Raw genomic sequence first — 24,530 nt, 5'->3', positions numbered from 1 at the left:
AAGGTCGGACCTTCTAACCCACCTTCCCCTCCAGCCAGTCTGCAATCTGGCCGGCGGGATGCTCCCAGCCGGGCTCCATGAACAGGAAATGCGCGTGGTTTTTCACGGGCATAAACGTCGCGCGATCCCCGTACAGGTTGGCCAGAGCACGGCAGGTGTCGGGGTTGACGGCGCGGTCCTCGGTTCCCGACACGATCAGCACCGGGCAATCGACCTTGTCGATGTCGACCCTCATCGCGTGGTGGTCGTCGAACATCCAAAAGAACATCTCGAACATCACCCGCCCGCTTTCGGCCCCCAACTGGTCGAACACCTCATGCTGCTGTGCCTCGGGCATCTTGTTCAACGCAAAAGGGGCCATCAGGTCGAACTCGACATGCATGGGCTGTTTCCAGAACGCCCCACCCTCCATCAGCGCGCGCGGGATGGCGCGTTCATCGTCGGTTTCGGGCAAGGTGCCCCACGGCGCGTTCGGGTTGATCAGGACAATGGCGCTGGCCAACCCGCGCGCGGCCACTTGCTGCGCCACAACGCCCGCGATGGCATGGCCGAGGATGACAGGCTTGCTGTCCAAGCCCTGTACGAACTCGGCAATATCATTGGTATAATCCGCGACACTGGTATCCGTAAGTCCGGGGTCAGGTTCGGCCTTGGGGTCCCCACCATGAAAGCGCAGCGCAGGGGTGTGCACCGTCCAACCGCGCGCGCGGAAGAAACCCGCGTAGTCCGCCATACACCAAGGTCCGGCAAAGGCCCCGTGGATCAGAACAATCTCTTTGGTCATCAAAACGCCCTCTCGTCACTTGCCCCCACTATGCGAGACGACAGGCGCGCGCGGCAAGACCGCCGGCGTCAGACAGACATACCAATCAGGGCTACGCCAACGGCCATCAGTAGGGCTGCACCAAGGCGACGCATCCAGTTGCCTTCATGCAGGAAGATAAACCCGATCAACGCAGCGAAGATCACCGAAGTCTCGCGCAGTGCTGAAACCGCACCCAGTGGTGCGAAATTCTTGGCGTAAAGCACCAGACCATAGGCCGTCATCGACACCAGCCCGCCCAGGATGCCGATCATCCAGACCTTGGCGGGAAGGCTGGCCAGTGTGTCCCGCTTTTTGATGCCAACGAACCCGGCGATGAACAGGTGCAGAAACGCGCCCCAGGCCCAATAGCTGAGCGTATTGCCCGACAACCGCACGCCAATGCCGTCCACAACTGAATAGATCGAGATGCAAAACCCCGTACCCAGTGCAAACCACAGCGCCCAGCGCCCGACGCCGGACCGCAAGGCACTCCAACTGCTGAGCTGAATACCAAGCGCGATCAGTGCAATCCCGCCCCATGCCTGCAATGGCAGCACCTCGCCCACCAAGATCATCGCCCAGAGCGAGACCAGCGCAGGCACGATACCACGGGCGATCGGGTAGACGACGCTCAGATCCCCATGCTGATAGGCTTTGCCTAGCATGTAGTAGTACCCAAAATGCACGACGGTCGAGATCAGGATATAGGGAAAGCTCTCAACGCTGGGCAGAGGCAGCAGCAGGATCATCGCTGTCGCAGGGATGACATGCCCAAATGCGACAAGGCCCAAAGTGGTCGTTCGGTCGGCGGCTGTTTTGACGATGGCGTTCCACACCGCATGCAGCAACGCAGCCGTCAAAATGATGGCGATGACAAACAGAGTCACGTCCGAACCTTTCGCGCAGAGAGAACCGGCCCAAGATACGGGCCGGTTTCGTTACTTGGACAGAGCAAGACCGATCACAATGCAGCCTTGAACAGAGCGGTCAGATTGTCCTCTGTCAATTCGATTGGGTTACCACCACAAGACGGATCGATGATCGCGCCTTGCACCAGTTCCGGGATTGCAGCTTCGGTAACACCCAGTTCGGACAGCCTAGTTGGGATACCCAGCGAGTCGTTGAACGACTGGACAAAACCGCGGACGCCATCAAAGCCGCCATCAATTCCCAGATAGGCTGCCGCCGACTGAAACCGATCAGCAATAGCTGGCGCATTGAACTCCAGCACTGTCGGCATGCAAACCGCGTTGGTGGTGCCGTGGTGAGTGTTGAAAACCGCGCCAATCGGGTGGCTCATGGCGTGGATCGCGCCCAGACCTTTCTGAAAGGCGGTCGCCCCCATGGCTGCCGCGCTCATCATCTGTGCGCGGGCCTCAATATCCGTGCCATCTGCATAGGCGCGTGGCAGATACTCCTTGACCAGCCGCATACCTTCCAACGCAATGCCGTGGCTCATCGGATGATAATGCGGGCTGGAATACGCCTCGACACAATGCGCAAATGCATCCAGACCTGTGCCCGCCGTGATGAACTTGGGCATGCCAACTGTAAGCTCGGGGTCGCAGATCACCACTGTCGGCAGAACCTTGGGATGGAATATGATCTTTTTCGCGTGGGTTTCGGAATTCGTGATGACACTGGCGCGCCCGACCTCGGACCCGGTCCCGGCTGTGGTCGGCACAGCGATAATCGGCGCGATGACATCAGCATCGGCGCGAGTCCACCAATCGCCGATATCCTCGAAATCCCAAACCGGGCGCGTCTGCCCTGCCATAAAGGCAACCATCTTGCCCAGATCCAACCCGGAACCGCCGCCAAAAGCGATCACACCATCATGGCCGCCCGCATTGTAGGCCGCGACCCCTGCCTCAAGATTTTTTTCGTTCGGGTTCGGATCCACGTCGCTGAATAGCCCGCGCCCCAGCCCTGCGGCCTCCATGATATCCAGCGTTGCCGCGGTGATCAGCAGATCGGCCAACCCTTTGTCGGTGACCAACAACGGCCTTTTCATACCAGCGGCAGCACATGCCTCGGGCAGTTCCTTGATGCGGCCTGCGCCGAATTTGATAGCGGTCGGATACGACCAGTTTCCAACAAGTGACATGTCAGGTTTCCTTTGTGATTTGAGACCTGCCCGGCCGAGGGGGTCAGTACCGGGCAGGCCGGTGCCCTTAGCCCGTGACCTTTTTCAGGTGGTAGGATTTAGGACGTGTCAGGTTGTGATAGCCAATGACGGACAAACCGCCGCCGCGTCCAGTATTCTTGCAGCCAGTCCAACAAAGACCCGGATCCAGATAATCGGCGCGGTTCATGAACACGGTTCCGGTTTCGATCGCATCGCCCACGCGTTCGGCCCGGTCTACATCGCGGGTCCACAGGCTGGCGGTCAGACCAAATTCACTGTCATTCATCAAGGCGATGGCTTCGTCGTCCGAGGACACTTTCATAATGCCGACCACAGGGCCGAAACTCTCGTCCTGCATCACCCGCATGTCATGGGTGACGCTGGTCAGGATCTGCGGTGTCAGATAGGCTCCACCATCGTCCTCGGGGAACGTGTCGATATGAGCCACCGCCCCGGCCCCAACGGCCTCAGCAATCTGCGCGCGCACCTCTTTGGCAAAGCGTACATTGGCCATCGGACCAATCGTTGTATCGCTGTCCAGAGGATTGCCCAGCTTATAGCCTTTCACTACATCGACTGCCTTGGCGACGAAGTCGTCATAAAGGCTTTCGTGAACGTAAATCCGCTCAATCCCACAACAGCACTGGCCCGAGTTGAACATGGCACCGTCGATCAGCGTTTCGACCGCTGCATCCAGATCAGCGTCATCCATGACATAGCCCGGATCCTTACCACCCAGCTCGGTGCCAACACCGGTGAATGTCCCAGCAGCCGCGCGCTCCATCGCTTGGCCACCACCTACTGACCCGGTGAAGTTCACAAAGTCGAACGCATTGCCTGCGATCAGGTCATTGGTCATGTCATGGCTCAGGAAGACATTCTGAAATACATCTTCGGGTATACCCACAGAATGAAACGCTTGCGCCATGCGCTCGCCCACCAGCAGCGTCTGCGTGGCATGTTTCAGGATCACAGTGTTCCCCGCGATCAGCGCCGGGGCCACAGTGTTGATTGCGGTCATGTAGGGATAGTTCCAGGGCGCCACTACAAAGACCACGCCATGCGGAATGCGCTTGACATAGCGTTTGAAGGTTTCATCCTCGCCCACTGCGATATCAGCCAGAGACGCCTCGGCAATCTGAGCCATATGGCTCGCACGCTCGTTAAAGCCGCCAAACTCACCGCCATAACGTACCGGACGCCCCATCATATGCGCCAACTCGGGCACAATCTCATCGTTCATCGCCCCAACCGCAGCCGCGCCTGCCATGACAAGATCAATACGTTCCTGCAACGGCCGCGCCGCCCATTCTGCCTGTGCCGCCCGCGATCGCGCTGCCGCTTCAAACGCTGCATCCCGTGATAGCACTTCACGTTCAGCAAAAACCGATCCAGCAATCGGCGAGACACATTTCAACATCTGCCCCATATCCACTCCAATTCCGAAAGAAACAGGATCCCTGCTTCATCTGGCCACAAACATCCTTTGGGTGCTGCCATTGGTGCGCCATTGGTTCGAGCGCCAATGGCGGCGGGCAAAGCCCCCAGCCGGACCCAATCTCAAGCCCGCTCAAACCCCCGGGCAATTTCCCAATCCGTCACAACCCGCTCGAATTCCTCGATCTCGACTTCCGCCGCGCGGGTATAGTGATCGACCACCTCTTCGCCCATGGCAGCCCTCAGCATCGACGACCCGTGCAACGCATCCCGTGCTGCGCGCAGATTGCCGGGGATCATGCCGGTGTCACCCTGATAGACATCACCGGTGGTGGGCGATTGCAGTTCCAAGCCTTCTTCAATACCGGCGATCCCGGCGGCCAACATGCCAGCCATCGCCAGATACGGGTTCATATCTGATCCCGGAATACGACACTCAACCCGCACGGCTTTCGTCCCATCGCCGCACAGACGGAAGCCAGCCGTACGGTTGTCTACCGACCAGATAATCCGTGTCGGCGCAAAGGTACCCTTCATGAACCGCTTGTAGCTGTTGATGTAGGGGGCCATGAAATAGGTATAGTCAGCGGCATATTTGAGCAGACCCGCCATATAGCTTTTCATCAGCGCCGACATACCCAACGCGTCATCCGCATCATAAAACGCTGGCTTGCCATCCGCCCAAAGCGACTGATGCACGTGGGACGAGCTGCCCACCTTGTCATGGTGCCACTTCGGCAGGAATGTCGCCGCGTGACCGTGTTGCCAGGCGATCTCTTTCACCGCGTTCTTGGCGATCGAGTGGTATTCGGCCGTGTCCATCGCCGGTGCATATTTGATGTTCAGCTCTTCCTGCCCGGTCTCGGCCTCGCCTTTCGAGTTCTCAACCGGAATCCCCGCATTCCACAGATGGTTGCGGATCGGGCGCATCACATGCTCTTCCTTGGTGGTCTGAAGGATGTGATAATCTTCGTTATAGCCCGAGATCGGCTCCAGATCGCGGAACCCTTCCTTGCGGATCTGGTCAAAGCTCTTCTCAAAGAGGAAAAACTCCAGCTCGGTGGCGCACATCGCGTCATAGCCCATGGCCTTCAGCCGGTTGACCTGCTTCTTCAAAATAGACCGAGGCGCGTGTGGAACCTCTTCATCGGTGTGGTGATCCAGCACATCGCACATCACCATCGCCGTGCCTTCCAGCCACGGCACTGGGCGCAGCGTGCTCAGGTCCGGCTTCATGACATAATCGCCATAACCCCGCTCCCAACTGGTCGAGGCATAGCCGTCGGGTGTCGCCATCTCCAGATCTGTGGCCAGCAGGTAGTTGCAGCAATGTGTCTCTTCCCATGCGCCCGCCACGAAATGGCCTGCGTGAAACCGCTTACCCATCAGGCGGCCCTGCATGTCCACCATGCAGACCAGCACCGTGTCGACCTCGCCCGCCTCGAATTTGGCTTTCAGATCAGCCAAAATCGCATCATTGCCCATCATTGGTATCCTTTGTCACTTACAGAGACCTCGGTTTCGATTACCTGCCGTCAGTCATCGTTGGCTTCTTTTTCCATTTCCATCACCAGGCGCGTTTCCAGAACCTGACCGCTTTTGTAGAGGATCGGATAGGCGATGGCGGCGATGTGCCCATGCAGATCACGCATGGACCGCAGCGTTTCCAGGTGCAGATCGGAGGACTGGAAACTCTCAGTCTGACCGCGCTCCAACCGTTTGAGGTGCGCCTTGCGGCTATTGCGGGACATCCGCTTGACCTCGGCCTTGTCCAACACCAGCCGTCGGGCACAATCCATGTCGTCCACCAACAGCACGTGACGCGCCAGCGAGAAGCTTTCCAGAATGGCCGCGTGCAAATCTTTCAGCTCTTTCCAGCCCTGCGCTGAGAACTCCGAACGTTCGGTGTGTTTGATCTGCGCCGTCCGGGTCATCCGGTTGGAGACGACATCGCCCGCAGCTTCAAGACGGATGGCATATTCGACCAACCCTCGTGCGGCTTTGATCTGCCCTTTGCTCATATTCTGCCGCGGCATGCGCGCGACGAAACGGCGGATCTCGGTCAGTTGCGTATTCACCCGCTCGTCCTGCTGCCAAAGCGCTGAAATCGCGTCACTGTCATCCTGTTCGTAGATATCCAAAACGGGCCGGAACATACGCTCGACTTGCGTGATCATCTGCAACAGCTCGTGACGCACCGAGGACATCGCAACGCTGGCCCTTTCGCCGCTGGGGTCACCCAGCGGTGTCAGCGCATCCGAGAACTGATCCAGCGCATTGGCCTCGGCTTTGGGCTCCGCCATCAGAACGGACATCGGCTGTTCCAACTGGTTCACGAAGCCTGTGGCCAGCAGGAATACAGCCAAATTGAATCCGATATGTGCAAAAATCAGAGACTGCGCCGGGCTCGTCACCAATAGCGCCTCGTGCAACCCGCCAACATTCACGACGATCAGCATTACCAGCGCCGCGCTTCCCCGCAATAAGAGGTTGGCCAGAGGAATACGCCGGGCTGAGACGGTCATATCGCGCGTCAGCCACATTGGAATAAAGGCCGAACCCAGATTTGCTCCCAGCACCAGCGACAACCCGGCGGCAAAGGGAATTGCACCGATCTGAACCAAGGCCACGCACATCAGGATCGTCGCGACCGAGCTGTGCATGACAAAGGCCAGCACCGCACCAACGATAAAGGCGCTGAAATAATCGGTCTCAAGATACCCCGCGATTGCGGGTAAAAACGCGCTTTCGCGGATCGGCTCAACTGCTTCGCGCAGAAACTGAAGCGAAATCAGGATGAAGGCGACGCCCAGAACGATCCGCCCCATAAGCCGGACATTCGACCGTTCGGATTTCAGGTACAGCCAACCGCCCAACGCCAACAATGCAGGTTGAAGCCAGCCCAGATCATAGGACAGAACCTGAATGACTAAAGCGGCGCCCAAATCCGCGCCCAGAACACCCGCCAGCGCCATTCCAAACGTCACCATCCCCGCCGCAGCGAAACCGGTCAGCAAAACCGTAACGGCGGCCGAGCTTTGCAGGATCGTGGCCAGAACCATGCCAGCCCCCCCTGCAACAAAGCTGTTGGAGTGGCGTGTCAGGATCGACTGGAACAGCGCACCAAAGCGCCGTTCGATACCGGTACGAACCAAGCGTACGGCGAATAGCAGCAACATGGTTGCGGCAAAAATCTCAATCAAAAAGCTCGCGATAGCCATATGTTCACACCTCGTCTGACCGGTGCGCACAAATGTGCTTCCGGTTTTGTTTTTCTATTCTTGGAACAGACGAGAGCATAAATGATGTCGCTTATTGATGTCCAATCCCGACGCACGGGGTGCCCCACGCGTCGGGAAGAAGGGTTTCTTAGGTGTAACGATAGGGCCGACCAGCCTTTAGCATCTCGGCGTTGTAACGCTTGAAGATGTCGACAACTTTCGCTTTGGTCTCGGACTCGGCTGCCACTTCGTCCCAGAACTTCACGGCGGCTTCCTCAACGGTTACCCATTCTTCGTCCGGGATAGAAGTCAATTGCATCTTGGTGCCGTTGACGCGCAGGTTGGCCTCACCACCCCAATACCACCACTGACGGTAGTAATGTGACTGATCACAGCAAACCTTGAACAGGGTCTGCAGATCTTCGGGTAGTTCGTTCCAGCGGTCCATATTGGCAAAGAAGTGACCCGCCCAGGCACCCGACACGTTGTTGGTCAGGAAATAGTTGGTCACATCGGCCCAGCCGACGGTGTAGTCTTCGGTGATGCCCGACCAAGCGATACCGTCCAGTTCGCCCGTCTGAACCGCAACCTCGATGTCTTCCCACGGCAGGGTTACCGGCACGACGCCGAACTGAGACAGGAAGCGCCCCGCCGTCGGGAAGGTGAAGATGCGTTTGCCCTTCATATCCGCCAGCGAGTTGATCGGGTCCTTGGTCGCAAAGTGGCAAGGGTCCCATGCTCCGGCGCTGATGTGCTTGACGCCGACCTTGGAGTATTCCTCGTCCCAGATCTCGTTCAGGCCCCACTGGTTGAACAGCACAGGCACGTCCAGAGAATAGCGCGAAGCGAACGGGAAATAGCCACCGAACACAGTTACTTCGGTAGGCGATGCCATCGAGTCGTCGTCCGACTGTACCGCGTCGATTGTGCCTTTCTGCATCGCGCGGAACAACTCTCCTGTGGGAACCAGCTGATCAGCATAGAACAGCTCGATCTGCATCCGGTCACCGGCGATTTGGTTGAACATCTTGATCGCAGGATCAATCACGTGCTCGGCCAGCGCAGGACCTGCATAGGTCTGCATCCGCCATGTGATCGTGTTCTGCGCCAAGGCAGGCGTCGCCAGCGGTGCGGCAGCAACGCCAACCCCAGCGGTTTTCAGAAACTTACGTCTTGTCGTCATGTCAATTCCTCTCCGTTAAAGTTTCTGTGCCCGTTCACCGAGCATTCTTGTTAATTTCCATAGACATACCCGGGCAACCACAGTGCGATTTCCGGGAAAATCATGATGATTGTCAGCGCCAGTACCATCACCGCGACAAAAGGAAAGATCGAACCATAGATGTCCCGCAGGGTGATCTCGGGCGGGGCCATCGCGCGCATCAGGAACAGGTTGTACCCGAAGGGCGGCGTCATATAGGCGATCTGCGTCGTGATCGTATAAAGCACCCCGTACCAGATCAGATCAAAGCCCAACTCGCCGACCAGCGGGACATAAAGCGGTGCCACGATGACCAGCATTGCCGTATCATCCAGGAACGTGCCCATGACGATAAAGCTCAGCTGCATCAGGATCAGGATCATCCAGGGCGACAAGCCAAGTTGATCGGTGAACAGATTGTCGATGGCTTTCACCGCGCCGAGACCGTCAAATACGGCCCCAAAGCCCAGCGCGGCCAGAATGATCCACATGAACATGCAGGAAATGGCCAACGTCTGCTTGGTGCAGTCTTCGAAAATCTTCCAGGTCATGCGGCGCTTGATGACGGACACAGCCAGAGCGGTCAGCGCTCCGATCGCCGAGCTTTCGACCAGTGACGTCCAGCCATTCACAAACGGCACCATCATGGCCGCAAAGATGATCAGCGGCAGCGCCCCTGCCCCCAGAAGCCGGATCTTCTCGGCCCGCGGCACCTCATGCGCGTCTTCCATTGCGGGTCCCAGCTCGGGCTGAATGCGGCAGCGGATCCAGATGTAGAGAATGAACATCGCAGCCATCAGCAGACCCGGTATAATCCCCGCCAGCCACAGTTGCCCAACAGGCTGGCGCGCGATCATCGCATAGAGGACCAGAACCACCGAGGGTGGAACCAGAATACCAAGACTAGAACCCGCCTGAATGACCCCGGTCACCATCGTCTTGTCGTAGCCGCGCCGAAGCAGTTCCGGCAGCGCAATGGTCGCGCCAATGGCCATACCTGCAACGCTCAGGCCGTTCATGGCCGAGACCAGCACCATAAGACCGATGGTGCCGATGGCCAGACCACCATTGATAGGCCCCATCCAGACGTGGAACATCTTATACAAGTCATCCGCCAGCCGGCTTTCGCTGAGCACATACCCCATGAAAATAAACATCGGCAGCGTCAGCAGCGGATACCATTTCATCAGCTTCATCGCGGCCGAGAACGTGATGTCCTGCCCGCCTGTTCCCCAAAGCGCCAGCGCGGCAATGGTAGCCACCGCGCCAATCGCGCCAAAGACCCGCTGACCTGTGAACAGCATCAGCATCATCAATGCGAACATGAAGATGGCGATATATTCCTGGCTCATGCCCGCACGACCCCGATTTCCTGCCCGTTGATCCGGGCTATGTCTTTGAAGAATTCCGATATCGCCTGCAGCAGCATCAGGAAGAAGCCGAACACCATGATGGTTTTTACTGGCCAGATATACGGCCGCCACGCTGTTGATGAGCGTTCAAGCCGGCCAATTTCCTCACTGCCTGTCAACAGTCCAAAAAAGTAGGAGACCGGGTCATCGCCCCAATAGCCAAGGCTGTAGGCCGTCGACCCAAGCCCGCCATAAAACAATACCCCCAGGTAGAAGATCAGCAGCAGAACGGTGAAGGCATCGAACCAGGCTTTCCGGTGCGGGCTCCAGTTGTGATAAAACAGGTCCATTCGGACGTTCGATCCCAGCTGGATCGAATACGGTCCGCCCATAATGTAATAGGTCACCATCGCAAACTGCGCCATTTCCAGCGTCCAATGCGATGGCACGAAAAACGTTTTTGAGATCGAGGACCACAGCAGGATGCCCATCATCACGAACAGGCCCCACATCATGACCCGCCCGATCCGGTAGTTGACCGCATCAACGATCCGCACATATGACGCCATCGCTTTGATCACGCCGCGCCCCCTTTCTGAAACTCTGCAAGGGTCCGCGCGATCCATGACGCCAGACAGTCGGCCATCGCCTCTTGCTGCTCGGGCGTTTGTATCAGGTCATTACGGATCTCGATCATGACGTTCAACAGCCCGTTCGGCAGCGCCTGCGCGTCAAGGGTATGGGCAACTCCGTCCGCCGCCGAATACGGCTCATTCAAGCGAGTCTCATAGGGTTGGTCGGCGGGTGCTGTCATCATCATTGCCTGGGCGAACCGGTCGTCCGTCCCGTGTAATATGCCCAGTTCCACCTCACGCGTCTGACCATGATAGACTGGTGTAAAGCTGTGGACCGTGACCATAAGTTCAAGCGTATCCCCGTTTTGAGAGATTAGTTCAGACAGCGCCCTGCTGAAGGGCCGGTAGATGCTCTCAATCCTGCTTTCGCGCTCTTCCTCGGACAGATCGACATTCGCTGGGATTTGATAGTCCTCGCTGCGCGCCGGCATGGCCCCTGCGGCTTCAGGAGGGCGATTGCAGTCATAGACCAGCCGGGACACCCCGCCATACACCAGCGGTGCCGACAGGCGTGCCGCAATCAGCTTGGCCACGGCCAATGCCCCCGGATCCCACGCGATGTGGCTTTGCAGCGCGTCCACGGGCAATCCCATATCCCCCAAAAACGCGGGAATGCGGCTGGACGCGTGTTCGCAGACCAGCATTACCGAAAGGGGACCATCTACTGTGTCCGTGTGAACGACTGTTCCGAAGTCCAAAATACCGCCTTGCGATTCCAATTAAGATGCGTGTGGAAAAATTTCCACAAGAGACCTTAACCTGTCAATATTTTTCCTGTATAAATTTCACCACTCTTGATCTTGCTGAAAAATTATTCACACTAAGATCGAAAAGATGCAGGAGGAACGCCGCGTGCGGGTGACGGACAGGCTGCTGGCCCACAAAGACAAGATGACCCCATCCGAGCGTCAACTGGTCAGTGTATTGCTGGACGACTACCCCATGGCCGGCCTTGGCAGCATCACCGAGCTGGCCAGCACCGCCTCAGTTTCGACCACGACCGTCGCACGAATGCTGCAGAAAACCGGCTTTGACGGCTATCCGCAGTTTCAGGCCGCCCTTCGGGGTGAGGTGAAAGAGATGATCTCGGGGCCGGTCGCCAAGCGTGACCTATGGCAGAACGACCTGCCCGAAGAACACATCCTGAACCGGTATTCCCAACAGACTCTCGCCAATCAGAAACGCACGATTGATGAGGTCGACCCCGGTGAATTCGACAGCTTTTGCAATCTGTTATGTGACCCCAACAGGCGCATTTTCATTACCGGCGGCCGCATCACTGGTACGCTGGCACAATACCTGTACCTGCACCTGCAAATGATCCGCCCGGATGTCCGACTGCTGCCCGTTGCAGCATCGTGGACGCATGACTTGCTGGACATACGCAAAGATGATGTGCTGGTGACGCTGGATGTTCGCCGATATGAAAACGCGTCACTGCTGATCGGCCAGCTGTGCCATGAACGCGAGGCTGAAATTGTTCTGTTCACCGATCAGTGGCGCTCACCCATTCATCGGCTGGCCAAACACACCTTTGCTGCACGCATTGCCGTGCCGTCCGCGTGGGACTCCATGGCGGCCATTCTGGTTTTGATGGAATGCGTCATCGCCGAAGTACAAGAACGGCTGTGGGATTCGGTTAAAGAGCGCACGGATGAGTTGGAGCAAGCTTTTGACCGCACCAAACTGTTCCGGAAATTCGGTCAAAGCTCGGGCTCATAACGGCTTTTTACCACCCAAACGGAACAACTGAGCGTGAGGAGTGTTGCCAGCCGCATGGCAGGCCGTCACTTTGAGGGCATGAGTTTCGTGACCCAAAACCAACTGCCGCTTTTGATCCTGTTCTTTCTGATTGGATCGATTGGCACCGCCTTTCTTTTCCGTAAACCCGCCGGGCATCGCGCCTGGAAACTCGCGGACCTAGTCTGGGTCGTGCTGGGTGGCGTTGGCGCGCTGGTCGCGGTTTTGGCCGGGCTTTACACTTCGGATAGCTCGCGACTGGATCGCCAAATAGACGTGGCTTACGCCGCCGGGCTGGCCTTTGACCGTGATGCCGCGCGGTTCCGCCTGCGGTTCTGCGACCCGGCTTTTGATCCGGATACTGCAGTGCTGTGCGAAAAGGTCGAATTCCTGTCGGCCTCAACCGCCAGCAATGCCGACCTGCCATTGTTCATCGCAGTCACAAATGAGGTCGCGCCACTGCAGGGGCTGCATTTTTTGTTTGGCAGTCAGGCAAAAGACGAACAGGACGAAATGCGCGCAATGGCCGACAAGGCTGATGCGTTCAACATCGATCAGTTCCTAGTCTTTACCACGTTGGACGACATAACACAGGCCGCGATCGACAACATGCGCCGCAAAGTCCCCGCGATTGCCGGAGATTATCTGATCCTGGCGCAAAGCTATGATGATCTGGTGGAACAGGTCGGCAAGTTGAAGGACGAATGGGAATACCTGCAAGACAATGCGCATATACTTGTACTGCAGATCATCGCGTTATGTCTGGTCAGTTTCGCGGCGCCGTTCCGTCTGGGCAAATCTGTGGTCGAGCTGCGCGCGTCGCTCAGCGCCGATAGTCCTGCGCCAGCTTCGCAGGATCTGCCCCCAGAAAATACCGCGTCAGTGTCCACAGGTTCCGCCCTCCCCGACGCAACCAGCCCGCATGCTCATAGCGATCCGCGCTCGTAACTGCCCGGCTGGGCAGCAAAGTGATGCCGCGCAAACTGCGGACCAAAGCGACGTCCTCCATCAAGGGTTGATCAGGAAAGCCCCCCGCCTTTCGATACATCTCACTCGGGACCAACAGGCCCTGATCGCCATATGGCAGGCCAAAAAGACGACTGCGCAGATTGGCCCAACCCGCCACCCATGCCGGCGCAAAGCCTGATGCCCGAAATGCCAGACGAAACGCCGCCGGGGTTCCAGTGCCAAGGTGGTCGCCTACAACCTTGCTCCACCCCGCTTGCAAAACCGTGTCGGCATGCAAAACAAGCAGCCAGTCCCCTTTGGCTGCGGTGCATCCTCTGGCCAATTGCCCCCCGCGCGAAGGTGGCCCGGTCACGATCTCAGCCCCGGCCTCATCTGCAATCTTTAAAGTCTGATCGGCCGACCCTCCGTCCGAGACGATCAATTCGCGGATCAGCCCCGCATGCAGGCCCTCCATCAAGGCCGCAAGGGTCGCGGGAAGGTTGCCGTCCGAATTCAGGGTCGGGACAACGATGCTAATCGGCGCAGGCACGGCGGAAACCCTCTGGTCATGGCAGCGGAAACCCTTATATCACGAGGTCCGAGGAAAAGACGAGGACAACCCAGATGCCCAACCGCCGTATATTGCGCCTGAGCGGCTCGGACACCGACAGCTTTCTTCAAGGGTTGATCACCAACGACACCGCAGGGTTGGACAATGGGCTGGTCTACGCCGCCCTGCTGACCCCACAAGGCAAATACCTGGCGGACTTCTTTCTGAAGCGCGAGGGTGACGCGGTTTTGCTGGATGTTGCCGAAGGCCTTGCCGATGGATTTGCCAAACGGTTGGGCATGTACAAGCTACGCGCAGATGTCAGCATCGAAGACAGCGACCTGAGCCTGCAGCGCGGTACTGGCCCTGCGCCCGAAGGTGCCCTGCCCGACCCAAGGCACCCGGATATGGGCTGGCGGACCTATACATCGGGTTCGGAAAGCGACGACGGTACAGATTGGGATTCAATCCGCGTGCGACACTGCATTCCGGAAACTGGAATCGAACTGACACCCGAAAGCTATATCCTTGAGGCCGGGTTCGAGGCGCTAAACGGCGTGGACTTCAAGAAAGGCTGTTATGTCGGGCAAGAAGTCACCGCGCGGATGAAACACAAGACTGAACTGCGCAAGGGTCTGCGCAGCGTTAGCGTCACTGGGTCTGCAGCGGTTGGAACTGCAATTACTTCTGGCGGAAAACCGGCCGGTACATTGTTCACCCAATCCAATGGTCGCGGGATCGCCTATTTGCGATTGGACCGCGTGGGTAACGACATGCAGGCCGGTGACGCCACCATACAGTTGGACACTTAACGTGTTGCCGAACCGGCACGGCTGAGCAACCGACTGAATTGGTGTGGTTTGAACATAGCCAACCGCGCTGTCACACTGGTTTGAAATCAGCAATCCGGATGCACGTATGTTCCAGCTATACAGGGCAATCTGGCGCGCCAGCGCCGGACGGCAGATCATCCTCATCGTTCTGTCCATTGCGATTGCGGGTCTGGCTGCAGTTCCGCTGGAGTTTCAGCGCGACATCATCAACCACCTGACCTCGGCCGATGTAAGCACGGACAGGCTGATCTACCTGGGTGTCGGAATGATGTCGGTCATCTTACTCAGCCTCGCCCTAAAGTGGCTTTTGAGCTATCGCGCAGGAACGTTGGGCGAAGATCTGATCCGCATGATCCGCCAAAGGCTGCTGCTGCGTGCCTCAGATATCAATGTCTCGGGCGAAACGATGCGCAAGGGCACGATGACCACGGCGATTTCAGCCGAGGCAGAAGAGCTGGGGAAATTCGCGGGCGGCGCTTTCTCGGACCCGGTCGTTCAGATCGGCACGTTGATCAGTGTGATCGGCTATATCTCGTCAACGCAACCTGGGCTGGGCATGATCGCCTTTTCGATGATCGTGCCGCAGATCATCATCGTGCTGGTATCCCAACGCAAGGTGAACGTGTTTGTCGCCGAACGTGTCCGGATTTTACGCGGAGCCAACGATAAGCTGAATGTCGAGCGGATCAACGAAATCGCGCGCGAGGTTGAGGCGCAGTTCGACGAGATCTACGAAACACGGCGCAAGATGTTCATCTGGAAACTTTCGGCCAAGTTTCTACTGAGCGTCATAAACGGAGCCGGAACAGTCGGTGTCCTGATGTTGGGCGGCTATTTGGTTCTGAACGGGAAAACGGATGTCGGCACTGTGGTCGCCGCCACAAGCGGCCTCAGCCGCATTCAGGGCCCCACGGCATTCCTGATCGCCTTTTACCGGCAGGTCAGCGCCAATCGCATCAAGTATGAACTGATGCTTGAACTGTTTGGCCCCAATCCCGAACGGTATCGCCAAATCAGACGGGGCAGCTGACAAATAAACCGCGCGGCACGGGTCCACGCGGTTTTTCTTTACTCTGGCAAACGCGTGGTTAGGCGCGTTCGGAATAATCCATGGTTTCGGTGTTCACCACGATCATCTCATCCTGACCGACAAATGGCGGCACCATGACTTTGACACCGTTGTCCAGAATGGCCGGCTTGAACGAATTCGCGGCGGTCTGACCTTTGACCACAGGCTCGGTCTCAACGATCTTGCAGGTCACTTTCTGAGGCACCGTGGCGTTCAGAGCCTCGCTTTCATAAAATTCGACGACAATTGTCATGCCGTCCTGCAGAAACGGGCGGCGTTCGCCCAGCAGTTCTGCAGGCAGTTCGATCTGCTCATACGTCTCGGAATCCATGAACACCAGCATGCCGTCAGATTCGTACAGAAACTGCTGATCTTTCTGCTCAAGACGCACGCGTTCGACTTTGTCGGCCGAGCGGAATCGCTCGTTCAGCTTCGAGCCATTGCGCAGATTGCGCAGTTCGACCTGCGCAAAAGCGCCGCCTTTACCTGGCTTTACGTGGTCAACTTTGACTGCGGCCCATAGCCCGCCGTTATGCTCAAGCACATTTCCGGGGCGAATTTCGTTCCCATTTATCTTGGGCATGACTTAAATCCTTCACAAACGGTTGATGCGTCAGTTCCCGCTCCTATATCTGGCGGGAACACACCTGACAAGATGACGAGACTTAGTGCTGCACCTGCAGCAAGCTATGCAAATGACGCAACGCAACTATGCATTTTAAGTGTATCCGAATCGCACTTAATCGGTCATAAGAACCGTCACGCCGAAAATGCAAGAGCAAGAACAACAAGGAAGACGAGATGAGAGATTTCGTTGACGGCACTGCCTTTAACAACGAGCAAGGCAATCGTGCACGCAAACTTTTCGCGGCTGTCGTACTGGCTGCGCTGGATGACGCTATTGCCGATGACAAAAAATATGGTAATGGCCCGGAACAAATCGCCCGCTGGGCGCGCTCTCGTGATGGTCGCGAGGTCCTGTCCTGCGCGGGTATCGACCCGAATGAGCGCGTTGTTGGCGGGCTGATGGAGTTCGTTGGACGTGGTGTGCGCACCTCGGTTGCGCTGTCGCGTGAAGAAAGCGAACGTCGCAACGCGGCCCAACAAGCAGAAGCCGCCTGATCCAAGGTGACTTTCGCATGAAAAAGCGCGCTCCCTAGCTGGGAGCGCGCTTTTCTTATGCCACCAGTCAAAAGAACAACAACCACTGCCGCGCGACCCATAGTTCGGCCATCAGCAGAACGGCAAAGAACGCTTTCGTCCAGATGGACATGCCGCGACGCCACAAAATGGCGTAACACGCGACACAAAGCACGGCCGAAATTGGTGCCACCCACAAAGCGTGATGCGTGCTGTCCCAATAGCTGATGGGGCTGTGAAACACCCAATCGCTGAATGGCCAGAACTGCGGCCGCCCATCCCCGGCATGCAGCAGAAAATCCATCGAAAGATGCAGCAACCCGGCGGACGCCCCAACGGTCCAGACCTTCCAGCGCATCCATACCCCGATAAGCAAGGCACCCCCCCAAAGGACAAAGGAATTGTCGATCGCAAACACGGTCTGCCAGCCGTCGGAAAAATAAAGCTGGTCGAAGACCACGCTTAGGGGAATCCCAAGCACGTAAAGGGACGTGCCCGCCATCACGTAAAGCGACAGGTCCGGCAATAGCGAACCCAACAGAGCGGCCCACAGGATACGTCCGTGGGCTGGGCGGGCAAAGGCTGCAACTCCGATCAAAAGATGCGCTGGCGTGTTCAACTTTGGCTTTTCCTTTGCCCGCAAATCAGGTCATCTGCGCGTCAACATAGGAGACAGTCCATGGTTCGGTCCATCATGATTCAGGGCACCGGCAGCAATGTCGGGAAATCGGTTCTAGTGGCCGGTCTGGCGCGGGCTTTCACCCGGCGCGGGCTGCGCGTTGCACCGTTCAAACCGCAGAACATGTCGAACAATGCCGCCGTCACCGAAAATGGCGGAGAGATCGGCCGTGCACAGGCCCTGCAAGCGCTGGCGGCGCGGCGTGCGACGCATACGGACATGAACCCGATTCTGCTGAAACCGGAAACCGACACTGGCGCTCAGATCATCGTTCAGGGCCAACGCGCCGGCACGATGAAAGCGGGCGATTACCGCAAGGATAAATCCAAACTGCTGGGCGCAGCGCTTGAAAGCTTTGACCGCTTGTGCAGCGACGCGGATCTTGTCCTGATCGAAGGCGCGGGTAGCCCGGCCGAAACCAACCTGCGCAAGGGTGACATCGCCAATATGGGATTTGCGCGCGCTGCAGCCGTACCCGTTATTCTGGTAGGTGACATTCACCGCGGGGGTGTCATTGCCCAGATCGTAGGCACCCAGGCGGTATTGGATGCAGGCGATCTGGAGATGATCCGGGGTTTTGCCGTCAATCGGTTCAAAGGCGACGTATCCCTTTTCGATGAAGGTCGCGATGAAATCGCTGCACGTACCGGATGGCCCTGTCTGGGCGTCGTTCCCTGGTTCCATGATGCGTGGAAACTGCCAGCCGAGGATATGATGGATATCCGGTCCCACTCTGGCGGGGCCTGCAAGGTGGTTGTTCCGCAGTTAGAACGCATGGCAAATTTTGACGACCTCGACCCTTTGTCTAGCGAACCCGGTGTCTCGGTCGAGATCGTGCCAGCAGGACGCCCCCTGCCCGGTGATGCCGATTTGGTACTGCTGCCAGGCAGCAAATCCACCATTGGCGATCTGGCTTATTTCCGGGCTCAGGGCTGGGATATCGACCTATATGCCCATGTCCGCCGGGGCGGTCATGTTCTGGGCCTGTGCGGCGGCTATCAAATGCTGGGCAAGACAATCGCTGATCCGGATGGCGTCGACGGACAACCGGGGACTGTTGAAGCGTTGGGCCTGCTGGATGTTGAGACCGTGATGGCAGGGAAGAAACAGGTAACGCTCACATCGGCCCGCGCCCTTGGCGGAGGAGAACCGGTGTCGGGCTACGAAATCCACATGGGCCGTACCGAAGGCCCTGATTGCGCTCGCGCTTGGCTCGAGGTCGAGGGGCGGCCAGAAGGTGCTGCAAACGCCTCTGGTCGTATCCGCGGCAGTTACCTGCACGGTATCTTCAGCTCGGACGCATTCCGCGCGACTTACCTGTCGCGATTGGGCGTGACCTCGGACCTGGCCTATGAAGACGGGGTCGATGATACGTTGAACGCGCTGGCCGACCACCTTGAACAGAATATGGATCTCGACCGCCTGCTGGCGCTTGCAGAAACGCCCAAAAGCGTCTGAGTGTTACTCGAGGTCCTGCTCGGCCAGGGCCTTGTAGATTTCGCGCCGGACCATCTTACGGACGTTGCGGGTGATACGTTCGCCCAAAACACCCTGCAATTCTTCACGGACAACCTCAGCGATCATTTTGCGCAATGCGTCTTCGCTAATACCAGCTATCGCTGAATCTTCCGCTGCTGCTTCGACTGGGTGAACAGGTGGTGCGGTGATCACCTCGGGGTCGCGAACGAAAGTTGCCTTGGTCGTCGCGACAGCTTCTTTGGCCTTTGCCTGAGTGGGTTCGGCTTTCTTTCCCTCGGTATCCGTAAATTCTTTGCGCGCGCTGAATTCAAGGGCCTTCGCCGGAGTACCGGAGTACTCGTCTTCGCTGTCGCCATCCGGCTCCCACTGGTCCTCAGTGCGTGCAATCGCCGCTTCTAGGGCTTCGATCTTTGCGCTCAGACTGTTAGTCGGGTTTTTGGGCGGCTCTGGCGCGGCCTGTTCTTTGTTGGCGGGGTCTTCACGATTAACGATGTCGCACGCGCGCAGAAGCATCGGCTTGACCGACGCGTCAGCCGTGTAGCCTGCTTTGACCTCTGTTTCATTCTCCGGGCCGTCCTGAATGCTGGACGTTCCGCCGACTCGCAATGCATCGGTAAGTACCAATCGCCCGGGCTTGCGGGCGATTGAAGGCGCCGACTCCGAGGTTTGCTCACCTCTTTCACCGACTAGCCGTTTGATCGAGGACAGCACGTCCTCTACTCTGCCGTTCACGACTTTTTCCGTCATTGTTCTCTACCGCTCTATCCTCAGGATTGAGTGTAGCCAAACAAACCGGTCGTCACAACAGATAGTATTGGCCCTTAGTCGCGACGCAACGCTTTGAGAACGCGATCCAGGTCCTTGCTTTGTCTGCTGACCTGAGCCGGCGCTTTCTTGACCAGGTTATAGTACAGCGTCGGATCATAGATCTGCACGGCCAGTCCCAAACGTTCGGCGGTCAACAGGCCCTGTGCCTGCACTAACTGGTATGCGGCCCGCGATCGCTCGATCCGCGATGCAACCTCGGCCAGTTGCGCGTCCAGCAAATCCTGCTGTGCGTTCAGTACATCCAGCGTGGTCCGGGCACCCAAAGTAGCTTCTTCGCGGATACCATCAAATGCCACCTGCGATGCCCGCACCCGTTCGGTCGACGCCCGCAAACTTGCTGACGCGGCTTGGAAACGGGCGTAGGCATCTGTCACACCCTGAGTGATATCTTTCTGCACATTCAACAGGTTGGCGCGCGATGCATCCCGTGTAGCCATGGCGCGGCGCACGCTTGCGGCCAAACGGCCACCAGCGTAAATCGGCTGACTGAAGTTCAGCGAAACACTGCCGTCTTCGATATTGTCATCGTTGTCATAGGTCTCAGTGATACCGGCGTCGGCGTTCAGGCTGACATTCGGACCCAGGTTGGCGCGCTGTTGCGCAACGATCAGGTCGAAGGCACGCACCTGATGCTGTGCCGAAAGAATGGCGGGGTGGTTTCGCTGCGCCAGGCTGACGGCCTGCGGTTCCGAGCTTGGCAGATTTGGCAGGCTCGGTTGACCAGCTGTGCGTCCGGGCGATTTGCCAACGGCATTCACGTATTCCGCCCGCGCCGTGTCGAGGTTACCGCGTGCAACGGCCAGATCAGCTTGCGAGCTTGCAAGCTGGGCTTGTGACAGCGCAACGTCCGTACGCGTGACTTCGCCAACATCAAACCGGTCCTGCGATGCGCGCAGTTCCTCTGCCGATACATCGACGTTGTTCAGGCGGATCTGTACGGTTTCTTCCTGCAGCAGCACTTCGAGATACGCATTGGCACCGCGGAACAAAACCTGCTGTTCGATATCAACAAGGGTCTGCCTGGTCGACAGCACCGTTTCTTGCGCCGATTGCTTGCCCAGAACAGCGGCCCCACCATCGTAGAGCAGTTGGCTGAGGGTCAGCCCCGTAAAGAAGTTGTTCGGGTCGGTTCTTGTCACCACATCGCTGACGTTGCGACGGTTATAGTTGCTGCTAATCGCGACCGTCCAGTTGATGATCGGTCGAAGCGCTGACAATGCAATTGCCACGTCTTCGTCCGCCGCACGCAACAATGCGCGGTTCTGTTCCAGCAACCCGCTGGTATTGTACGCGCCAATGAATGCGTCAGTAATATTGTCGGCCCAAACGGCCCGTCCCGGTACAAAGCTAAGTGCGACCCCCGCAGTCAGCGCCAGCGCCTTGACCAGCTTTCCTCCCGCCATAGAACTCATAACGAAATCCTCTCAAATCAAAATTACGCTGCTCTGCCGACAGTTTGCGCGTTTGTGTTCAACTAATCAAGGCGGCAGAACAATCCGCCATAAAACTATAGCGAAAATACACGGTTCGTGGAAAATGCCTGCAAAATCGGTGCATTGGCATTAAACGCGTCCCGCCAGGTCACCCGATCCCCAGATTTATGGCCGATACGGACGATCCCCAGTGCACCTTGGACAAAAAGGCACGCAATTCGCCCATGGTCCTTAAGTTGCGCGATCAACGCATCCGGAACCTGTTCCACACCACCCTGGACCATAATCACGTCATAGGGCCCATGTTCGGGGGCACCTTGTTCAAGAGGGCCGACATGGACAATCGCATTGTCTGCCTCCGCCTCCATCAGGATAGACTGAGATTCGGCCGCCAGATTTTCATCTTCCTCTACGGCAACAACCAGCTGTGCCATGCGCGCGGCAACAGCGGTCGAATACCCCAAGGCCGGAGCAATATCCAAAACCGACTCGTCGTTGGAGATGTTCAATATGTCCAGCATCTTAGCCAGGGTCCGCGGCTCCAACATGCAGCGCCCGTCACCCAGTTCGATCAATCCCTCGACATAAGCCGCCTCGCGCTGTGCATCCGGCACGAAATTCTCGCGCTTGACGGTCAGCATCGCGTCTATGATGGGAAACTTCGTGACATCAGAAGGACGTATCTGCGTATCGACCATCGTCCGGCGGCGGGCTGCGAAATCTGTCATTGGATCGCTCATCTTGCTCCCTTGGGTGATTGAGTTCTGCCACATCCTTGAAAAACCAGCAACGGCCCAGACACGGAAACTTTCCAATATTCACAAGATACAACGTCGCAACCAAAGACTAAGTTGGCACCCGGCCCTGAAATTTGCGCTCCCCCCTCTGGACGCTCCTGTAGAAAGCTGCTAAAACGCCGGTCACACCACGGCAAGTATTTGATTTTACTTGAAAAGGCGAGTTGGCGGAGTGGTGACGCAGCGGATTGCAAATCCGTGTACACCGGTTCGATTCCGGTACTCGCCTCCATTTAATTTCAAGCATTTAGCTTTCTGCGCTGCTTTCGCAATTTCGGACGCCTAAAGGTCAGTATCAGATGCATGTTGCGATTGCGGGTCCAGCGATTCCATTTACACAACCGCACTACTTGATTGCCAAACCGAGAAGTGCTGAATCATCTGCGACGGCCGGGCTGAATTGCGCCTCGCTGCGTGATCGGATCGCATCGGATGCCGCTGACTGACTTCGGCAAGTCGCTTTTCTGACGTAGCGGGTTTTCAAACCCCAGTCGTGCTTGACAAGCCCCCTGCCCGTGCCGCATGTCGCATGCGTTGGTGTCCATCCTCGGATGGATGAAAAGGGAATGTGCCAGCGATGTCATCGCCAAGTACAGCCGCCCCCGCGACCGTGACCGGAGAGGGTGCCCAAAGCCACTGGCCCAATAGGCCGGGAAGGCGGGACATCCGACAGGGCAAACGCTCTGACATCCGCAAGCCGGGAGACCTGCCAGCACCCGAAGTTGAAACCGGGCGGGGTGTTCCGGTGTCGGGTCCATGTGCAGACGCGTGGCCCGCATGAAACCCCGTCCCCCGTATAAAGGATGAGGGGGATGAGAGACGTGACCGAGACCGCACCAGTCGAGTTGCTGGTCTGCACGACATGCCGCCGTGGGTTACCTATCGAAGATGACGCCCAGCGACCCGGCACTTTGCTGCATAAAGCACTTGAACAGGCTGGCTTGCCTGACGGCGTCGACTTGAAACCGGTAGAGTGTCTGTCGAACTGTGATCAGGGATGCTCGATCGTTTTGCGAGGCGGCCCGTCCCGATGGACCTTCGTTTATGAAAACCTCGACGAGACCGACCATGTCAAGACCATCGTTGAAGGCGTCACCAAGTATCTGGCCGCTGAAGACGGTCTGGTGAAATGGCGCGAACGCCCCGAACATTTCCGCAAAAACTGTGCGGCCCGCATTCCCCCGATTGGAGCCCTGAAATGAGCAACCTTGAAAAACTCCCCGTCACTGTGATCACCGGCTTTCTGGGCTCGGGCAAAACCACGCTTGTCAAACACCTGATGCAGAACCCGCAGGGCAAGCGCCTGGCCGTTATCGTCAACGAGTTTGGCGATGTGGGTGTGGATGGCGATATCCTGAAATCCTGCGCCATTCCGGATTGCCCGGCAGAAAACATCATGGAACTTGCCAATGGCTGCATCTGCTGCACCGTGGCCGATGATTTCATCCCAACCATCGAGGCACTGATGGCGCTGGAGCCGCGCCCCGATCACATCCTGATCGAAACATCCGGCCTCGCCCTGCCCAAACCGCTGCTAAAAGCCTTCGACTGGCCCGATATCCGCTCGAAAATCACCGTCGATGGCGTGATCGCTTTGGCCGATGCCGAGGCCGTCGCTGCAGGTCGTTTCGCCCCTAACGTCGAAGCCGTGGACGCCCAGCGCCTGGCCGATGACTCGATCGACCACGAAACGCCTCTGTCCGAGGTGTTTGAGGACCAGATCTCGTGCGCCGACATCATCCTGCTGACAAAACCCGATCTGGCCGGCCCCGAAGGTGTGGCCAAAGCCAAAGAGATCATCGCGGCCGAGACCCCGCGTCCCCTGCCCGTCGTCGAAGTCGCCGAAGGTGCCGTGGACGTGCGCGTCGTACTTGGGCTGGAAGCCGCGGCCGAGGATGACATGGACGCCCGTCCCAGCCACCATGACGGCCATGACGATCACGAACATGACGATTTCGAAAGCATCATCGTCGACCTGCCCGAACAGACCGACCCCACTGCACTGGTGGCCAATATCGAACGTCTGGCCAATGAGCTGAACATCCTGCGAGTCAAAGGCTATGCCGCCGTTCAGGGCAAACCCATGCGTCTGCTGGTGCAGGCCGTTGGTGCCCGCGTGCGTCATCAGTACGACCGCCCGTGGGAGCCCGGCGAAGAGCGCCGCTCGCGTCTGGTGGTCATTGCCGAGCATGACGACATCAAAGAGGCCGCCATCCGCGATATCCTCGTGGGTGTGACCGAGGCCGCCGAGTAAG

Annotated in this window: 23 protein-coding genes, 1 tRNA gene, 1 pseudogene and 1 riboswitch; of the genes and pseudogenes, 9 read left to right on the top strand and 16 right to left on the bottom strand. The window is 57.8% G+C overall.

Annotation, left to right across the window (positions count from 1 at the left end; genetic code table 11):
- Positions 1–13: 13 nt before the first annotated feature.
- The 10 genes from AC2FLJ_RS07190 to AC2FLJ_RS07145 form a co-directional block, all read right to left on the bottom strand.
- Positions 14–784 (bottom strand): alpha/beta hydrolase, encoded by a 771-nt coding sequence (locus AC2FLJ_RS07190; RefSeq protein ID WP_496705045.1) that lies wholly within the window; start codon positions 782–784, stop codon positions 14–16.
- A gap of 68 nt (positions 785–852) precedes the next feature.
- Positions 853–1,692: an EamA family transporter gene (locus AC2FLJ_RS07185; protein WP_472724100.1), complete on the bottom strand. Its 840-nt coding sequence runs from the start codon at positions 1,690–1,692 to the stop codon at positions 853–855.
- A gap of 74 nt (positions 1,693–1,766) precedes the next feature.
- Positions 1,767–2,912: an iron-containing alcohol dehydrogenase gene (locus AC2FLJ_RS07180; protein WP_496705043.1), complete on the bottom strand. Its 1,146-nt coding sequence runs from the start codon at positions 2,910–2,912 to the stop codon at positions 1,767–1,769.
- A 67-nt stretch (positions 2,913–2,979) separates the two neighbouring features.
- Positions 2,980–4,362: an aldehyde dehydrogenase family protein gene (locus AC2FLJ_RS07175; RefSeq protein ID WP_496705042.1), complete on the bottom strand. Its 1,383-nt coding sequence runs from the start codon at positions 4,360–4,362 to the stop codon at positions 2,980–2,982.
- A 131-nt stretch (positions 4,363–4,493) separates the two neighbouring features.
- Positions 4,494–5,855 carry a glutamine synthetase family protein gene (locus AC2FLJ_RS07170; RefSeq protein WP_496705041.1) on the bottom strand — a complete coding sequence of 454 codons (1,362 nt, stop codon included), beginning with the start codon at positions 5,853–5,855 and terminating at the stop codon, positions 4,494–4,496.
- 50 nt (positions 5,856–5,905) lie between these two features.
- Positions 5,906–7,591, bottom strand: coding sequence for a Na/Pi cotransporter family protein (locus tag AC2FLJ_RS07165; protein WP_496696989.1), 1,686 nt, complete (start codon positions 7,589–7,591; stop codon positions 5,906–5,908).
- A gap of 148 nt (positions 7,592–7,739) precedes the next feature.
- Positions 7,740–8,774: a TRAP transporter substrate-binding protein gene (locus tag AC2FLJ_RS07160; protein ID WP_058274157.1), complete on the bottom strand. Its 1,035-nt coding sequence runs from the start codon at positions 8,772–8,774 to the stop codon at positions 7,740–7,742.
- Between the two features lie 50 nt (positions 8,775–8,824).
- Positions 8,825–10,144, bottom strand: a complete 1,320-nt coding sequence (locus AC2FLJ_RS07155; protein ID WP_282169226.1) for a TRAP transporter large permease — start codon at positions 10,142–10,144, stop codon at positions 8,825–8,827.
- Positions 10,141–10,725, bottom strand: coding sequence for a TRAP transporter small permease subunit (locus AC2FLJ_RS07150; RefSeq protein WP_496705038.1), 585 nt, complete (start codon positions 10,723–10,725; stop codon positions 10,141–10,143). Before AC2FLJ_RS07150 ends, AC2FLJ_RS07155 begins: the two co-directional genes overlap by 4 nt.
- Complete coding sequence (locus tag AC2FLJ_RS07145; protein ID WP_496696994.1) at positions 10,722–11,477, bottom strand: N-formylglutamate amidohydrolase; 756 nt, start codon at positions 11,475–11,477, stop codon at positions 10,722–10,724. Before AC2FLJ_RS07145 ends, AC2FLJ_RS07150 begins: the two co-directional genes overlap by 4 nt.
- 136 nt (positions 11,478–11,613) lie before the next feature.
- On the opposite strand from AC2FLJ_RS07145, the gene AC2FLJ_RS07140 reads away from it, so the two are divergent.
- Together AC2FLJ_RS07140 and AC2FLJ_RS07135 are read left to right on the top strand one after the other, a co-directional pair.
- A complete protein-coding gene (locus AC2FLJ_RS07140) occupies positions 11,614–12,501 on the top strand; it encodes a MurR/RpiR family transcriptional regulator (RefSeq protein ID WP_108860251.1) in 888 nt (295 codons plus the stop codon).
- 78 nt (positions 12,502–12,579) lie between these two features.
- Positions 12,580–13,335: pseudogene (locus tag AC2FLJ_RS07135) on the top strand (hypothetical protein); the annotation flags it as partial.
- A 7-nt stretch (positions 13,336–13,342) separates the two neighbouring features.
- On the opposite strand, the gene AC2FLJ_RS07130 reads toward AC2FLJ_RS07135, so the two are convergent.
- The gene (locus AC2FLJ_RS07130; protein WP_496705036.1) at positions 13,343–14,017 is read right to left on the bottom strand and encodes a TIGR04283 family arsenosugar biosynthesis glycosyltransferase; all 675 of its coding nucleotides are present in this window, start codon (positions 14,015–14,017) and stop codon (positions 13,343–13,345) included.
- A gap of 74 nt (positions 14,018–14,091) precedes the next feature.
- Between AC2FLJ_RS07130 and ygfZ the strand changes: the two genes are divergently transcribed.
- A complete protein-coding gene (gene ygfZ / locus AC2FLJ_RS07125) occupies positions 14,092–14,829 on the top strand; it encodes a CAF17-like 4Fe-4S cluster assembly/insertion protein YgfZ (protein ID WP_496705034.1) in 738 nt (245 codons plus the stop codon).
- Between the two features lie 106 nt (positions 14,830–14,935).
- A complete protein-coding gene (locus AC2FLJ_RS07120; RefSeq protein WP_282153716.1) occupies positions 14,936–15,880 on the top strand; it encodes an ABC transporter transmembrane domain-containing protein in 945 nt (314 codons plus the stop codon).
- Between the two features lie 58 nt (positions 15,881–15,938).
- Here the strand turns inward: AC2FLJ_RS07120 and efp are convergent, their stop codons facing one another.
- Positions 15,939–16,502 carry an elongation factor P gene (gene efp, locus AC2FLJ_RS07115; RefSeq protein ID WP_058274164.1) on the bottom strand — a complete coding sequence of 188 codons (564 nt, stop codon included), beginning with the start codon at positions 16,500–16,502 and terminating at the stop codon, positions 15,939–15,941.
- A gap of 218 nt (positions 16,503–16,720) precedes the next feature.
- Here efp and AC2FLJ_RS07110 point away from each other — a divergent pair, with 218 nt between their 5' ends.
- The gene (locus AC2FLJ_RS07110; RefSeq protein ID WP_008757056.1) at positions 16,721–17,041 is read left to right on the top strand and encodes a DUF6280 family protein; all 321 of its coding nucleotides are present in this window, start codon (positions 16,721–16,723) and stop codon (positions 17,039–17,041) included.
- A 67-nt stretch (positions 17,042–17,108) separates the two neighbouring features.
- On the opposite strand, the gene AC2FLJ_RS07105 is transcribed toward AC2FLJ_RS07110, so the two are convergent.
- Complete coding sequence (locus AC2FLJ_RS07105; protein ID WP_496705031.1) at positions 17,109–17,678, bottom strand: cobalamin biosynthesis protein CobQ; 570 nt, start codon at positions 17,676–17,678, stop codon at positions 17,109–17,111.
- Between the two features lie 60 nt (positions 17,679–17,738).
- On the opposite strand from AC2FLJ_RS07105, the gene AC2FLJ_RS07100 reads away from it, so the two are divergent.
- Positions 17,739–19,196 (top strand): cobyric acid synthase, encoded by a 1,458-nt coding sequence (locus AC2FLJ_RS07100; protein WP_496705029.1) that lies wholly within the window; start codon positions 17,739–17,741, stop codon positions 19,194–19,196.
- Between the two features lie 3 nt (positions 19,197–19,199).
- Here AC2FLJ_RS07100 and AC2FLJ_RS07095 read toward each other — a convergent pair whose 3' ends face one another.
- The 3 genes from AC2FLJ_RS07095 to AC2FLJ_RS07085 all read right to left on the bottom strand — a co-directional run bounded on the left by AC2FLJ_RS07095 (position 19,200) and on the right by AC2FLJ_RS07085 (position 22,206).
- The gene (locus tag AC2FLJ_RS07095; RefSeq protein ID WP_496697002.1) at positions 19,200–19,964 is read right to left on the bottom strand and encodes a hypothetical protein; all 765 of its coding nucleotides are present in this window, start codon (positions 19,962–19,964) and stop codon (positions 19,200–19,202) included.
- A 74-nt stretch (positions 19,965–20,038) separates the two neighbouring features.
- Entirely contained in the window at positions 20,039–21,457 is a 1,419-nt protein-coding gene (locus AC2FLJ_RS07090) for a TolC family outer membrane protein (RefSeq protein WP_282119905.1), read from the bottom strand.
- 95 nt (positions 21,458–21,552) lie between these two features.
- Positions 21,553–22,206: a protein-L-isoaspartate O-methyltransferase family protein gene (locus AC2FLJ_RS07085; RefSeq protein ID WP_496705407.1), complete on the bottom strand. Its 654-nt coding sequence runs from the start codon at positions 22,204–22,206 to the stop codon at positions 21,553–21,555.
- Between the two features lie 227 nt (positions 22,207–22,433).
- On the opposite strand from AC2FLJ_RS07085, the gene AC2FLJ_RS07080 reads away from it, so the two are divergent.
- From AC2FLJ_RS07080 to cobW, 3 genes are all read left to right on the top strand, one after another.
- A tRNA-Cys gene (locus AC2FLJ_RS07080) sits at positions 22,434–22,507 on the top strand.
- A gap of 286 nt (positions 22,508–22,793) precedes the next feature.
- A riboswitch (cobalamin riboswitch) is annotated at positions 22,794–23,003 on the top strand.
- Between the two features lie 84 nt (positions 23,004–23,087).
- Positions 23,088–23,477, top strand: coding sequence for a DUF1636 family protein (locus AC2FLJ_RS07075; RefSeq protein ID WP_496705027.1), 390 nt, complete (start codon positions 23,088–23,090; stop codon positions 23,475–23,477).
- Positions 23,474–24,529, top strand: coding sequence for a cobalamin biosynthesis protein CobW (gene cobW, locus AC2FLJ_RS07070; protein ID WP_496705025.1), 1,056 nt, complete (start codon positions 23,474–23,476; stop codon positions 24,527–24,529). The genes AC2FLJ_RS07075 and cobW overlap by 4 nt, the downstream gene beginning before the upstream one ends.
- The last annotated feature ends 1 nt before the right edge of the window (position 24,530 follow it).

This window comes from Ruegeria sp. CDSA034 (genome assembly GCF_059612275.1).
Note: the sequence above shows the minus strand (reverse complement) of the source record. Positions and strands in the feature narration are given on the sequence as shown.